We start from the raw sequence: 15,067 nt of genomic DNA on the forward strand, positions 1-15,067 counted from the left end.
CCATGGCTGGACCATTGACCTTTCATGGCATTCGACTGGACAGGCAACCGGCATGAGCATGGCAACGGATGATGGTGTGAAGGCCCAGCCGCTTCTTTCGCTTCGCGGCATCAACATGACATTCGGCGGTGTGAAGGCGCTGAAAAATGTCTCCTTCGAAGTCTTGCCTGGCGAGGTGCATTGCTTGGCCGGCGAGAATGGTTCCGGCAAGAGTACCCTTATCAAGGTGATCTCCGGCGTCTATCGGCCCGCAGACGGCGCCGAGATCGTCTTCGACGGCGAGACGATATCCCACATGACGCCAGGCATGGCCCAGTCCCGCGGCATCCAGATCATCTGGCAGGACCTCGCGCTCTTTCCGGAGATGAGCGTGGCTGAGAATATCGCCTTCCAGACCCTTTCCGGTTCGCGCCCGCGCTTCGTCAACTATGCCGCGATCCGCGCAATAGCCGAGGAGGCGCTTGCCCGGCTTGGCGTCACACTCGACGTCGACAGACCCCTCAAGGACTTCGCCATCGCGCAGCGCCAGATCGTCGCCATTGCCCGCGCGCTGGTCGGAGAGGCCCGGATCGTCTTCATGGACGAGCCGACCGCCTCGCTCACCCAGTCGGAGACTGATAATCTGCTGGCGATCGTGCGCACGCTGTCGGCTTCGGGCGTTGCCGTGGTCTTCGTCAGCCATCGCCTTGCGGAAGTGCTGGAAATTTCCTCGCGCATCACGGTGCTGCGCGATGGCGCGCTGGTCGGGGTCTATCCGGTGGAGGGCATGACCCAGTCTCAGATCACCGAGCTGATGACCGGGCGCACCTTCGACCAGAATGTTCGCGCCCGCGACGTATCGCAGAACCCGGTCCTGCTTTCTGTCAGCAAGCTTTCCCGGCCCGGCGAGTTCGAGGACATCTCCTTTGATCTGCGCCATGGCGAGACGCTCGGGATCACCGGCCTGCTCGGCTCCGGGCGCACCGAACTTGCGCTCACGCTGTTCGGCATGCGCCGGCCCGCAGCCGGCACGATTATGCTGGAGGGAAGGCCGGTGCGCTTTGCCTCCAACCGCGAGGCGATCACATCAGGCGTCGCTTATCTCTCCGAAGACCGCCTTTCGCTCGGTCTCAACCAGCCGCAATCCATCGCCGACAATCTGGTCATGGCCTCGCTCAACCGCATCCTGGGTGGCCGGCTCATTTCGCCGGAAAAGAAGCGCTCGCTGGTCGCACGCTGGATCGCCGATCTCGGCGTCAAGATCGGCAAGCAGGACGATGCGATCTCGACGCTTTCGGGCGGCAACCAGCAGCGCGTCGCGATCGCCAAATGGCTCGCCACCGATCCGAGGGTCTTGATCCTCGATGCACCCACGGTCGGCGTCGATGTCGGCGCACGCGCCGGCATCTTCGAAATCGTTGCACGTCTCGCCGAGGCGGGGCTTGCGATCATCCTGATTTCGGACGAGGTGCCGGAGGTCTATTTCAACGCCGATCGGATCATCCATATGGAAAAGGGCCGCATCGCCGGCTGGCACGATCCGCGCGCGACCACACTGAAGGACCTGGAGGCGGCGGTCTATGCGTAAGCTGTTCCTGTCCCATACGACCGAATTCGTGCTGTTTGCCGTCATCATCGCGATGAGCGTTGCCCTGGCCTTTATGACCGACCGTTTCTTCACGCTCGGCAATGTCTTCGACCTGCTCAATATCAGCGCGGTCAACATCATCTTCGCCGTCGGCCTGCTCGTGGTGCTGATATCAGGTGGGATCGACATCTCCTTCGCCGTCGCCGCCTCGATCGTGCAATATGTCACTGCACTTGCGCTCGAGCGGATCGGCGGGGGTGGATGGGTATCCGGCTTCCTGATCGCGGCCGGAATCGGCATCGTGCTCGGCGTGATCAACGCCTTCCTGATCCACCGCTTCCGGATCATCTCGATCGTCGCGACGATCGCGACCTTCAACGTCTATTTCGGCCTGCTGATGTTCTTCACCAAGGGCGTGTCGATCTACAATCTGCCCGACTGGCTGACGACCCGCGTCATCATTTACGAGCGCGAAATGGCCGACGGGAGCTGGGCCGAGATCACGTTGCCGGTCGTCGTCATGGCCGTCTGCACGCTCGCCACCTGGTTCTTCATTACCCGCACGACGACCGGCCGGCAGCTCTATGCCTTCGGCGACAATCCGGAAGGCGCGCGCCGCTTCGGCATCAATATCGGCGCCATGCAGTTCATCGCCTTCGGCTGGCTTGGACTGATGGCAGGCATCGCCGGGCTCATGCAGGCGCATTATGCGCAGGAGGTCGTACCGAACGCACTTTATGGCCGCGAGCTTGATGTCCTGGCTGCTGTGGTGCTCGGTGGGGCGCGGCTGGGCGGCGGCAAGGGCTCCGTGCTCGGTTGCGTGCTGGGCGTGCTGCTCGTCTCGATCACCCAGAACGGCCTCAACCTGATGGGCGTCTCGCCCTTCGCCTTCAAGATGATCGTCGGCGCAATCATCCTCGTTGCGATCACCCTGTCGAGCGCCCGCATCGGCAACCTGGTGCCGGTGTTTGCGACCCGCAAATCGACCGGTGACAGGCCTGCAGAAAGGGGAGAGAGCTGATGAACGCACTCGCCGCCCGCTTCAACGCCATCTTCGGGGCCGACATGGCCGGTCCCCTCGCCGCGCTGGCGGCCGTGCTCATCGTCTTCGGTTTCGCCTCGCCGCATTTCCTGACGGGCGCGACCTTCGGATCGGTCGCTTTTCAGCTTCCCGAGCTTGGCGTCCTGACGCTTGCCATGCTGATGCCGATCCTCACCGGCGGCCTCAACCTTGCGATCACCTTCACCGCCAACATCGCCGGCCTGACGCTCGCCTGGACGCTGCAGGCCAATGGCGGCATCGAAGCCGGTCCGGGCGCCTTCCTGCTCGGCTCGGCTCTGGCACTTGCCGTCGGCGCCGCGAGCGGCCTGGTCATGGGCCTCGTCATCGCCTTTACCCGCGCCCATCCGATCCTCGTTTCGCTGTCGATGATGATCTTCCTACGCGGCCTCGGCGAGTTCCTGACGCGCGGCGGCGATATCTCGGGCTTCCCCACCTTCATCGCTCCGATCGGCCACGGCAGCATCCTCGGCATCCCGGTACCGTTGTTGATCCTGATCGCCTGCGTGATCGCCAGCCACATCCTGCTCTCGCGCTCCAAGCTCGGCTTTTCCACCTACATGATCGGCTCCAATATCGAGTCTGCCCGCTATTCCGGCATCAACACCCGCAAAATCCTGGTGCTGGTCTACATGCTCTCCGGCGTGATGGCTGCGGTTGCCGGCATCATCATGCTTGCGCGCTTCAATTCGGTGCGCGTCGGCCACGGCGAGTCCTATCTGCTGATCACCGTGCTCGCCTGCTTCCTCGGCGGCATCAATCCATTCGGCGGCTTCGGCCGCGTCCTGCCCGTCTTTGTGGCGCTCATCGTACTGCAGCTTCTCTCTTCGGGGCTCAACCTGCTCGGCGCCAACCAGCACCTCACCACTGCCGTCTGGGGCATCCTGCTCATCGTCGTGATGGTGCTGCGATGGTTCTCGGCCAAGTTCATCAGAATCGTGAAATAGGAGATACGATCATGGAAGGTTTCGGCGTTCACACCAGCATGTGGACCATGAACTGGGACCGCGCAGGCGCCGAGAAGGCGATTGCCGGAGCGGTGCACTACAAGATGGATTTCATCGAGATCGCGCTGCTCAATGCGCCTGCCGTCGATGCCAAACACACCCGCGACCTGCTTGAAAAGAACAAGCTGCGGGCCGTCTGCTCGCTCGGCCTGCCGGAGCATGCCTGGGCCTCCGTCCGCCCGGAGGCAGCAATCGAGCACTTGAAGGTTGCGATCGAAAAGACCGCTGACATGAACGGGGAAGCTCTGTCCGGCGTCATCTTCGGCGGCATCGGCGAGCGCACCGGCGTGCCGCCGACGCAAGGTGAATACGACAACATCGCCAAAGTGCTCGACGTTGCGGCAAAACATGCGAAGAAGTACGGCATCCAACTCGGCGTCGAAGCTGTGAACCGCTACGAGAACCACCTGATCAACTCGGCGCAGCAAGCCGTCGACATGGTGGAGCGTGTCGGCGCGGATAACATCTTCGTTCACCTCGACACCTACCACATGAATATCGAGGAAAAGGGTGCGGCAAACGGCATCCTGATCGCCCGCGACCACCTAAAATATATCCACCTTTCCGAGAGCGACCGCGGTACGCCGGGCTATGGCAACATTCCGTGGGATGCGATCTATGCCGCGCTTGCCGCAATCGGCTTCAAGGGCGGGCTTGCGATGGAAAGCTTCATCAACATGCCGCCCGAGGTCGCCTATGGCCTGGCCGTCTGGCGCCCCGTTGCACGCGATATGGAAGAGGTCATGGACAAGGGCCTGCCGTTCCTGCGCAATAAGGCGGAACAATACGGTCTCATCTGACCCGGTGCCGGATATTCCGGATTCCACTGCTGGCCGACTGCCATCAACCACAAGCCATAACAGCCAGCGGCCGCACGGGTGTCTGGCTGAAGAGTTCTCGCCATCGCCGGCAAGGGGCATGACGCCCCGTCTCTTCAGCACAGGCCTGAATTTCATTCGGCTCACGCATGCGAGATGACTCTTGAGAAATATCATACTCGTTGTGATATTGTTATTATTGCTTGTTACGTTCCTCCTCCTATGCCATTTTGCCTATTAAAATAAGACGCTTGAACGGCTCACGCCCGGGCTCTAGTCTCGAAGAGATGGCGGCGTTTCGATCGACCATCGATATGGGGGAATCTTGGATGGCACGCATTACGCTGAGGCAACTGCTCGACCATGCTGCGGAGGAAGGCTACGGCGTTCCCGCTTTCAACATCAACAACATGGAGCAGGCGCTCGCCATCATGGAAGCCGCGGACGCGTGTCAGGCGCCGGTTATCATGCAGGCGTCGCGCGGAGCACGCGCCTACGCCCATGACATCATGCTGAAGCACATGATGGATGCCGTCGTTGAGATCTATCCGCATATTCCGGTTTGCGTGCATCTCGATCACGGCAACGATCCCTCCAACTGCATGACGGCGATCCAGGCGGGCTTCACCTCGGTGATGATGGATGGTTCACTGAAGGCGGACGCCAAGACGCCCGCCGACTGGGCCTATAATGTCGGCGTCACCAAGATGGTGACCGATATGGCGCATTTCGGCGGCATCTCGGTGGAAGGTGAACTCGGCGTTCTCGGTTCTCTGGAGACCGGCATGGGCGAGGCCGAGGACGGCCACGGCGCCGAGGGCAAGCTTTCGCATGACCAATTGCTGACCGATCCGGACGAAGCCGTGAAGTTCGTGCGCGAAACCAAGGTCGATGCGCTCGCCATCGCGATGGGCACATCGCATGGCGCTTACAAGTTCACCCGCAAGCCGGACGGTTCGGTGCTGGCGATGAACGTCATCGAAGAAATTCACCGTAAGCTCCCGAACACGCATCTCGTCATGCATGGCTCGTCCTCGGTCCCGATCGAGCTGCAGGAGATCATCAACAAATATGGCGGTCAGATGAAGCCGACATGGGGAGTGCCGGTCGAGGAAATCCAGCGCGGCATCAAGAATGGCGTGCGTAAGGTCAATATCGACACCGATGGCAGAATGGCGATGACCGGTCAGATCCGCCGCGTGCTGCAGGAGGACCCAAGCGAGTTCGATCCGCGCAAATATCTGAAGCCGGCGATGGCGGCGCTGACCAAGCTCTGCAAGGAGCGCTTCGAACAGTTCGGCACTGCCGGTATGGCCGGCCGCATCACGCCCCTTCCCGTTTCGGAAATGGCCAAGCGTTACAAGTCCGGTTCTCTCGATCCGGCTTTCTCCTGAAACTGGGCTAGAGCATGATGCCGAAAAGTGTGAAGCGGTTTTCGGACGACATCATGCTCTAACTATATAATGGAGAACAGGATTCAGATTTTAGGCCGACCCGGCCTAAAATCATCCTGTTCTAGCCTGCGGCCGGGCGCGGTGCCTTTTCCGGCTCGGCGGCAACCTTGCCTGTCAGTGCTTGGCCGTGGAAGCGGCTCAGCTGGCTGACAACGTCCTCGATTTCGCTTGCCGTTCGTTCGGCATTCCAATCGAGCGCTGCCCCGGCAACGCCGGCGATTTCCTGCAAGCCTTCCAGCGTCAACCGACCCTCGATCGCAAGCGTCGTGCGGCGCATCACGATGTCCGACAGGTGGATAGCGAGCTCGTTCCGGGCGATCCAGTCGATCTCGCGGAGACTGTAACGCGGCGCACCCGTCAGGCGCTGTTCGTCGGTATAGCCTGAAACAGAAGAAAGCAGGGCTGCGGCCGTCGTGCCGTAGCGGCGGAGCAGTTCGTCAGCACGCTCGGCGGCGACGCCGCTGCGTGACGCGGCATCGCTGATCCAGGCGTTACGCTGCTCGGCATCAGCCGGAAAGGCCTTGCCGCCGCCGATCGCTAGATAGCGTGTCGACTGGCTGCGGCGGCGCTGCAGCCGGGAGAGAACGGTGTCGGCAACCTCTTCCGCAAAGCCGCGGAACGTCGTCCACTTGCCTCCGACCAGCGAAATGATCGGAAAAGGTCTGCCCTTCTCTGGCTCCTTCACCGGCGCGGAGTGATCGCGGCTGATCAACCCCGGTGCGGCCGCATCCGATGCCGGCAGCGGGCGGATACCGCTATAGCTGTAGACGATCTGGTCGCGATCGAAGCGGAGCGTCGGCAGTAGCGAGCGGACGCTTTCGAGGAAATACTCGGTTTCCGGCTCTTCGCAGCGGACATTGTCCGGATCATCCGCCGGAATGTCGGTCGACCCGACCAGTGCCAGGCCGAGATAGTCGTAGACGAGGCAGATGCGACCGTCGTCGGCCTCAAAATAGATCATATGGCCGTTGAGGCTTCGCACCAATTCGGGATGGTCAAGCAGGATATGGGAACCCTTGGTGCCGCCGATCAGGCGCGATGGAGCGCCGAGCAAAGTGTTGACGTGATCGATCCAGGGACCTGCCGCATTAACGACCAGCTTGGGAGCAACGGTGACATCGCGACCATCGGGCAGCCGGAAGGTCAAACGCCCATCTGAAACGGCAGCCAGTGTCGCGAAATTTGCCGCGAGGCTCCTCGTATTCGCATCGAGACCATCGCTCACGAGCTCATAGACGAGCCGCTCCGGCCTGCTGATCTTGGCATCGTAGTAGATGCCGCCGGCGACGATGGCGGGGGTGACATGCGGCATTTCCTTGCGCGCTTGTTTCTTCAGGATCAGCCGGTGGCGCGGCATGACCTGGTCGCGTGAACCGAAAAAGTCGTAGAGCCGAAGCCCGATCTTGATGAGAACGGCACCACGGCTGCGTGGCGCCGTCTTCGACCCGAAGAGCGTCCGTATCGCTGCCCAGATACCACGGGTCCAGGAAAAGACCGGAATGAAGGTCGGCAGCGGCTCGACGCAATGCGGCGCGTTCTTGAGCAGGAGGTTGCGCTCAAGCGTCGACTGCGCAACCAGTCCGAACTCACCCGTTTCCAGATATTTCAGGCCGCCGTGAATGAGCCGCGATGGTGCAGCGCTCGTGCCGGAACCAAAGTCGGCCTTGTCGACGATCAGGCAATTGACACCCTGTAGCGAGAGGTCGCGGAACAGGCCGGCGCCGTTGATGCCCGCCCCGATGATCAAAACGTCGATATCGTTCTCGCCGAGATTCGAGAAGCGCTGCTGCAAATCGGGGGTCATGCTCATCGTCCTAAATTGCCCGCCGCAGCAGGCATCTGTCTTTTCAGTTTGCCGATTGCTCCGGCGCAAGCGCGGCAATCCTAGGCCAAAGGGGGATCATCGCGTCGGCAATCTCGCGGAACACCTGGTAACGCTTTTCATAATCCGCGCTGCGCGCTGCATCGGGCCGGCAAGTCTTTGCGATGGAGGCAGTGTCGCGCGGATCGCTCTGCGGGTCGGCGAAGACCCCGGCGCCCGACCCGGCACAAAGCGCAGCACCCCAGGCGGCCGCCTCATCCGTCTCGGTTACCGTGACCGGCATGCCAAGCACATCGGCAAACATCTGCACGACGGCAGGATTGCGCGAGACGCCACCGGCGAGCCGCGCCTGATCGAAGGCAAAGCCGTCGCGAAGCGCGTCGACATGAATGCGATGATTGAAAGCGATGCCCTCAAGCACGGCGCGCAGCATGTCGCCGCGGTCGTGCCATCCACCGAGCCCGAAGAAACCGGCGCTGGCGGCTGCGCCATAAGGCGAGCCGAACAGATAGGGATGGAAGAGCGCCGTCGAGGGGCGTTCGAAAGCGGCATCGATCTCGGGCGCCAGCAGGGCGTGGATCGAGTTGCCTTGCACCTCGCCATTCTTGCGTTCGGCAGCGCAGAGCGTGTCCAGAAACCAGTCGTAATTGGCTGTCGATGCCGGGGAGATCGACATGCTGTTCCAGATGCCGGGTGCAATCCCGTTGCGGCAGAACCAGCGCCGGTCGACACGCGGTTCCGACGAAAGCGTTTCGTTGATCGAATAGGTTCCGGCAATGACCGCGACAACACCCTCGGCATAGCCCCCTGCCCCGAGCGCCGAGGCCGTGACGTCGTGGAGGCCGGCAACGACAGGCGTTCCTTCGGCAAGGCCCGTCAGTTGCGCGGCCTCACGCGTCACGCGTCCGACGATCTGGTCGGAGCGCGAGGCTGGTGGCAGGGCGTGGACGAGATCCTCCAATCCAAACAGCCGAAGAGCGTCCTCACTGTAGTTCTGCGTTTTGACATTGGTGAAGGAGGTGCTGGCTTCGGTGCGGTCCGTACCGATGATCCCGGTCAGGCAGAACCGCAGCCAGTCCTTGCAGCTGATGAAATGGCCGATGCGCTTGTAGCGCTCAGGCTCCATTTCGCGGATCCAGGCAAGCAATGCCGATGGCGCGGAGACGTGCGGGATCTGCCCCGTCAGTTCGATCGCCAGGTCGGCGACGTCGCTTTTCGTCCACCGGTCGACGATCGCCCCTGCCCGGCTGTCCAGCGAGAGAATGGCCCGGCCAAGCGGCTTCCGGGCGTGATCGAGCAGGTAGATGCCGTCTCCATGCGCGGTAGCGGCAATGCCCTCTATGTCGCTTGCCGGTCGCCCGCTGAGCGAAATCGCTTCGCGGATGGCATCGGCCGTCGCGTTCCATAATTCATCCATGTCGCGCTCGATATGGCGGGCCTTCGGAATGAACTGCGTAACGCGGCGCCGGGCGGCTGCAAGCGGCGTGCCATCGATATCGAAGATGACCGCCTTGGTGACGGTCAAACCACTATCGATCCCGAGCAGTGTCGGCATTCAGGTTTACCTCATGACGAGCAACTGGCCCACGCCGTCAGGAGCGCCCTCCGGCGCCCTTGGCGATGACCACGTTGATATCTCTGGACCGCATGCGGTCGATGTGCACCGGCTGGGTCTTGTCGTCGACGATAACGACGTCGAACTCATCCAGTGCTGCGAAACTGTGGAGTGCGCGCCGTTCGAACTTGGTATGATCGGCAAGCAGGATGCGTTTTACGGAACAATCGAACATGGCCCGCTTGGTATCGACTGTTTCAGGAGACTGGTGCAGCACCGTGCCGTCGCTGATCGCCGACATCGAGATGAACGCGACATCTGCCCTGAGAGCCTTGATCTCGTTGATGGTCATGCGACCCATGAAGGCGTTGCACCAATTGTAATACTGGCCGCCAAGGGCGAGCAGCGTCACGTCGTGCAGGCCCGTCAGCGCATTCATCAGCGTCAGGGAATTGGTGATTGCCGTGACCGGCGCCTTCGAAGGCAGATGTGCCGCCATCTGAAGAACCGTGGTCGAGTCATCGAAAAAGATCGCCTGTCCCGGTTCGACGAATTGCATTGCCGCCTCGGCAATCAGCTTCTTTTCCACCGACTGACGGTTCGAGCGATAGACGTCGCTGGATTCGATGAGATTGGTCGCCGCCGCCGTGACGATACCGCGCGTCTTCCTGAAGAGGCCGCGGCTGACGAGTTCATCGACATCGCGGTGAGCCGTCATCAGGCTGATCCCAAAACGGTCTGTCAGGTCTTCAATCCGCATCGAGCCTTCACCCATAACGGCCTCTGCAATCATGCGGCGGCGCGCGATCTGGCGCGTCTGCCGGCTGTCGCTGGTGAGCTGGTCCAACAGATCGTCGTCCCGGCTGGTCTTCTGTGTCACGGGTCACTCCTGTCGCTGAATTATGGATCCCAGCTTCGTACAGTGATTGCCGCGCCAAGGCAAAAAGGCGAAACGCAACCGGCGGTTGGACCGTCGGCCATCGCTTCCAGCATGAAAATGAGGGCGCTCTAACGAGCGCCCTTTTACCGTTTACTGCGCCAGAACGAACGGGCCGGTGTACTTGTCGATGTTGTCCTTGGTGATCAACAGGCAATCGAAGAGCTGCTTCTCGCTCTTGGCGCCCGTGTTGCCCGTCTTGATCAGGTTGTCGGCCTGCTTGACGGCTTCTTCGGAGAAGACGGCAACCGGTTGGAGGACGGTGTATTGGAGTTCGCCCGCCTTGATGGCAGCAACGGCATCCGGCGAACCGTCGAAGCCGCCGACCTTCACATTGGCGAGCTTGCCGGCTTCCTTGAGTGCTGCGATCGCACCGAGCGCCATTTCGTCATTGCCCGAGATGACGCCGACGATATCCGGGTTGGCCTGCAGCATGGACTGCATCTTGTTGTGGCCCTGGGTGCGGTCCCAGTTGGCAACTTCCTTGGCGACCTTCTTCAGATCAGGATACTGCGAAAGGACGGTCTCGTAGCCATTCGAACGCGTTGCAGCGTTGTTGTCGGAAGGAGCGCCGAAGAGTTCGGCATAGTTGCCCTTGTCGCCGATCGCTTCGACCCATTGCTGTGCGCCGAGGGCGGCACCCTGTGCGTTGTTGGAAACAAGCTGCGCCTTCGCCAGGCCTTCCTGGTTGATTTCGGCGTTGACGAGGAGGACCGGGATGCCGGCAGCAACGGCCTTCTTGACCGCACCGACGGAACCGTCGGCGTTTGCCGGGTCGAGGATGATCGCCACCGACTTGTTGGTGATCGCCGTATCGATCAGGTTGCTTTCGGTATTGGTGTCACCCTTGTGGGCGTTGACCGAGGCCGTGTAGCCCAGCTTTTCGGCAGTTGCCTTGGCGACATTGCCTTCCGTCAGCCAATAGGGATTCGACGGATCGTTGACGATGATCGTCATCATGCCCGCTGCCCAAGCGGAGCTTGCAAGAAGCGGTGCTACGGCCGCGGCGGCCAGAAGTATGCGCATGCCTTTCTTAAACATAGTCTCTCTCCCATTTGTGAGTTCAGTTATTGCCGGGGATCCGGCAGTGCTTTCCCCAATCGGCTTCGTGGACTCCAGCCCGCCGTCGTGGATAAGTTTCGGTCTCAGCCGTCAGGACGATTTGACCCGGCGGCCGTATTGGATGCTGTTCATGAGGACGGCGAGAACGATCACCGCGCCGGTAAATACCGTCTGCCAGTAGGCCGAGACGCCGATGATCACGAGGCCGTCCGAAAGGAAGCCGATAACGAAGGCGCCGAGCATGGTGCCGCGGACGGTACCGCGGCCGCCGGTCAGCGCCGCACCGCCGATGACCACGGCTGCGATCGCCGTCAGCTCGTAGGTTGTGCCTGCCGTCGGACCGGCGGAGGTCAGCTGCGAGGAGAGGACCAGGCCGGCGATCGCAGCACAGACGCCGGAAAGCACATAGACGATGATCTTCACGCGCTTGACCGGGACGCCGGAGAGGTCGGCGGCACGCTCGTTCCCACCTGAGGCGTAGAGCCAGCGGCCGAAGGCGGTGCGGCTCAGCACGATGCCGCAAATGATGGCGAGAACCGCAAGCACGATGACCCCGATCGGAATGCCTGCGAGCCGATTGAAGCCGAGCCAGTCGAAGCCGGTATTGCCGAGTTCCGGACGGCCGCCGAGATTGTTGTAGGTCAGGCCGTTGGTCATCAAGAGCGCGATACCGCGGGCCACGTAGAGCACGCCGAGCGAGGCGACGAAGGCCGGCACCTTGAGGTAGGCGATCAACACGCCGTTGACCGCACCGACCAGCGCACCGAGCGCACATGTGATGACGACGACGGCCCAGACCGGCGGATAGAGGATGACGCCGAAATAGGTGAGCGTGACGCCGTGCATCAGGAAACCGGCGATGCAGCCTGCAAGCCCCAGTGTCGAGCCGACCGACAGATCGATGCCGCCATTCAGGATGACGAGCAGCATGCCGATCGCCAGAATGCCGAAGATCGCGACGTGCGACGCCATGATCAGGAAGTTGTTCAGCGTGAAGTAATAGGGCGACAGGAACGAGAAGACCGCGATGATGACGATCAGCGCGAAGAAGGCTCGGCCTTCCAGGATGAGACGCACGATATTGGTATTGCGTTTCTGCCCGCTGGAAACTGATTTCTTTTCGGTGATGTTCGTGACTGACATAATCAGTGCTCCATAATCCAGGCTAGTGCGCGACCACGGCTTCGCCGGAGGCGGCCATGATCTTTTCCTTGGTGACATCCGAGCCGAACTCGGCCGATATCCTGCCGCGATGCATGACGATGATGCGGTGCGCGATGCTCAGGCATTCATTGACTTCGGACGTCGAATAGATGACCGCCAATCCCTGCTTGGCGCGCTCTGCAAGCAACTTGAAAACTTCCGCCTTGGCGCCGATGTCGATGCCGCGGCTTGGCTCATCGAGCAGGATGACCTTCGGCTGGGTTGCCAGCATCTTGCCGATAACAACCTTCTGCTGGTTGCCGCCGGAGAGCGAGCCGATCGAAGCTGCACCGCCATCGGTTTTCACATGCACCCGCCGGATCGCGTCATTGACGAGATCGCGCTCCCGATGGCCGGAGGTGAAAAGCCCTTTGGTGAAGGCGCGGATACTCGCAAGCGACAGATTGGAGCCGACCGTCATCGTCTGGACGAGACCGTCGCGCTGGCGATCTTCGGGCACGAGCACGAGACCGCTGGCAATGCGCCCGGCGATGCTGAGCCCACTGACGTCCTGTCCTTCGAGCAGAACCTGTCCGCCGCTTGCGCGCAGACGTCCGGCAATGCACTCGAGCAGTTCCGTGCGCCCGGCGCCCATCAGCCCGTAGATGCAGACGATCTCACCGGCACGCACCTTGAGAGACAGACGATCGACTGCATTATAGGCAGCGCCGGAAGGACCGGGGACACTGAGGTTTTCGATGGAAAGCGAGACGTTTCCGAACTGGTGACCTTGCGGCGGGCTGCCGAGGTCGAAATTCTCACCGACCATGTTGCGGACGATCCATTCGAGATCGATATCCTTGCGCTCGGCGTAGGCCGTCATGTTTCCGTCGCGCAGAACGACGGCGTGATTGGTGATCTGCAGCGCCTCTTCCAGATGATGCGAGATGTAGACGATCGACACGCCGCGGCTGGTCAGGTCGTGGATGACCTTGAAGAGCACTTCCACCTCCGTCGCGCTCAGCGCTGAGGTCGGTTCGTCCATGATCAGGATGCGCGAATTGACGGAGAGGGCTCGTGCAATTTCGACGATCTGCTGCTGGCCCAGGCGAAGATCCTCGACGCGGGTCTGCGGATCGATGTCTTCCTCGAGCTCTTCCATCAGCGCCCGGGTCTGACGCTCCTCTTCTGCGAAGTCGACGACACCACCTTTGATGATCTCCCGGCCCATGAAAATATTGTCGCGGACACTGAGATTGGGGGCGAGGCTGAGCTCCTGGTGAATGATGGAGATCCCGCACTCGCGCGCATGGGTCGACGAGCTGAAGCTGATCGGCGAGCCGTCGAGAATGATCTCGCCGGAGCTTGCCTGCGCCACACCCGAAAGGATCTTCATCAAGGTCGACTTGCCCGCGCCGTTCTCCCCGAACAACGTTGTGACCTGGCCGCGATGAATGTCGAAGTTCACCCCCTTCAGGGCGTGAACGCTGCCGTAGGATTTTGCGATGTTGCGGGCAGCGAGGACGACCTCGCCTTTCGCGCCGTTGCTGCGTTGCGGCTGGCTCATTTGAGCTCGACCTTCACCGGCGTGACGAGCCAGTTCTTCGGATTGATGAGCTTGAAGACGCCGACGACGGTCGCCTGCTTTCCGTCCAGGGCGTCAGCATCCAGGCCCGCAAAAACCGCCTTCTTCATCTCGTTATTGATGGCCGAGCCGGCATCCTGATACTGGATCTGGTTGGTGAACTGGCCGAATTCGATGGTGCCGGTTGCGTCGCGGAGGTCCGTGCCGTTGACCGCAGGACCGGTCTGGACACGGACCACCGTCTCGGGAGGCAGCCCATCGATCTTCATTTCGTTGGTGTTCGACTTGCGGGCGCCGAAAACGCCGGTCAGCGTGACGGGAATGACCGGTCCGGTGCTCGTCGCAGTGCCGTATTTCTCGGCCGCCGCCTTCTTGTCGGCGGCAATGGCGGCCGCGAGATCGGCGGCTGCAACGGCCCGCTCCTCGACATTAGCCTTGATTTTCGGAAACTGCTCGGCGCCGAAGGTTTCCGGAGAGAATGCCTGCTGGCGGACATCGTTTTCGGAACCGATCTTGACGACCGTCGTATCGAACGCGATCGCTGCAACGACGATAACCGCCAACGCCGCGCTGACAAGGAGCCCGCGATTGCCGCTGCTCGGCTTTGATGCTGGATAATCGGGCGATGTACTCATGTCCGGACGGCCTTGGCTTGGAATGGCGAGATGGAGGGTTAGCGCGACGATGATCGCAGGCGGGCTGAAGCATTGCGTCGCACCGGAACATAAGCCGGCGGGCCACCCGCAAGAGCACAACTCTGGACGAAAATTCGCATTGGAAGCCTCCTCAACAAGACCGGCGGCCGTCTCCTCCAACCGCCTGGCCCTGCAAATTCTCCATCAGGAAGCGCACTTCCGTGATAGAAGTATGTTATTTATGCCGCAAATGATGTTATAAATTTTACGAACTGTCAACGGCACTTTCGCAGCAACTCGATTAAAAGGCACGGCCTCACATCTTGTTCATCACGCTGCGGCGCAGCAAAAAGTGGCAGGAAATGCAATCGCCTTCACACTTGTCATTCGATCGAACGATGCAAGCATCTATTTGTTTTTCA

The 15,067-nt window shown here is 61.2% G+C and carries 12 protein-coding genes; 5 read left to right on the top strand and 7 right to left on the bottom strand.

Translation table 11 applies throughout. The features are described from left to right. The first annotated feature begins 52 nt into the window (after positions 1 to 52). From J3P73_RS24920 to fba, 5 genes are all read left to right on the top strand, one after another. Positions 53 to 1,567 (top strand): sugar ABC transporter ATP-binding protein, encoded by a 1,515-nt coding sequence (locus J3P73_RS24920; protein ID WP_024319810.1) that lies wholly within the window; start codon positions 53 to 55, stop codon positions 1,565 to 1,567. Further along, positions 1,560 to 2,588, top strand: coding sequence for an ABC transporter permease (locus tag J3P73_RS24925; protein ID WP_024319811.1), 1,029 nt, complete (start codon positions 1,560 to 1,562; stop codon positions 2,586 to 2,588). Before J3P73_RS24920 ends, J3P73_RS24925 begins: the two co-directional genes overlap by 8 nt. Then, positions 2,588 to 3,574, top strand: a complete 987-nt coding sequence (locus J3P73_RS24930) for an ABC transporter permease (protein ID WP_018068540.1) — start codon at positions 2,588 to 2,590, stop codon at positions 3,572 to 3,574. Before J3P73_RS24925 ends, J3P73_RS24930 begins: the two co-directional genes overlap by 1 nt. Positions 3,575 to 3,585: 11 nt before the next feature. Then, on the top strand, positions 3,586 to 4,434 hold the full coding sequence (locus J3P73_RS24935; RefSeq protein ID WP_018068539.1) for a sugar phosphate isomerase/epimerase family protein: 849 nt from the start codon (positions 3,586 to 3,588) through the stop codon (positions 4,432 to 4,434). Positions 4,435 to 4,781: 347 nt separating this feature from the next. After that, entirely contained in the window at positions 4,782 to 5,846 is a 1,065-nt protein-coding gene (fba, locus tag J3P73_RS24940; protein WP_018068538.1) for a class II fructose-bisphosphate aldolase, read from the top strand. Positions 5,847 to 5,967: 121 nt separating this feature from the next. Here fba and J3P73_RS24945 read toward each other — a convergent pair whose 3' ends face one another. From J3P73_RS24945 to J3P73_RS24975, 7 genes are all read right to left on the bottom strand, one after another. Then, positions 5,968 to 7,716 (bottom strand): glycerol-3-phosphate dehydrogenase/oxidase, encoded by a 1,749-nt coding sequence (locus tag J3P73_RS24945; protein ID WP_130673624.1) that lies wholly within the window; start codon positions 7,714 to 7,716, stop codon positions 5,968 to 5,970. A 37-nt stretch (positions 7,717 to 7,753) separates the two neighbouring features. After that, positions 7,754 to 9,283, bottom strand: a complete 1,530-nt coding sequence (locus tag J3P73_RS24950) for an FGGY-family carbohydrate kinase (protein ID WP_130673625.1) — start codon at positions 9,281 to 9,283, stop codon at positions 7,754 to 7,756. Between the two features lie 37 nt (positions 9,284 to 9,320). Continuing rightward, the gene (locus J3P73_RS24955) at positions 9,321 to 10,163 is read right to left on the bottom strand and encodes a DeoR/GlpR family DNA-binding transcription regulator (RefSeq protein ID WP_018068535.1); all 843 of its coding nucleotides are present in this window, start codon (positions 10,161 to 10,163) and stop codon (positions 9,321 to 9,323) included. A 150-nt stretch (positions 10,164 to 10,313) separates the two neighbouring features. Further along, complete coding sequence (locus tag J3P73_RS24960) at positions 10,314 to 11,261, bottom strand: D-ribose ABC transporter substrate-binding protein (RefSeq protein ID WP_017967825.1); 948 nt, start codon at positions 11,259 to 11,261, stop codon at positions 10,314 to 10,316. A 111-nt stretch (positions 11,262 to 11,372) separates the two neighbouring features. After that, a complete protein-coding gene (locus J3P73_RS24965; RefSeq protein ID WP_007637093.1) occupies positions 11,373 to 12,425 on the bottom strand; it encodes an ABC transporter permease in 1,053 nt (350 codons plus the stop codon). A 22-nt stretch (positions 12,426 to 12,447) separates the two neighbouring features. After that, positions 12,448 to 13,992, bottom strand: a complete 1,545-nt coding sequence (locus J3P73_RS24970; RefSeq protein WP_018480520.1) for a sugar ABC transporter ATP-binding protein — start codon at positions 13,990 to 13,992, stop codon at positions 12,448 to 12,450. After that, entirely contained in the window at positions 13,989 to 14,645 is a 657-nt protein-coding gene (locus tag J3P73_RS24975; protein ID WP_024319815.1) for a DUF2291 domain-containing protein, read from the bottom strand. The genes J3P73_RS24970 and J3P73_RS24975 overlap by 4 nt, the downstream gene beginning before the upstream one ends. Positions 14,646 to 15,067: the final 422 nt, after the last annotated feature.

This window comes from Rhizobium ruizarguesonis (assembly GCF_017357285.1).
GTDB lineage: Bacteria > Pseudomonadota > Alphaproteobacteria > Rhizobiales > Rhizobiaceae > Rhizobium > Rhizobium ruizarguesonis.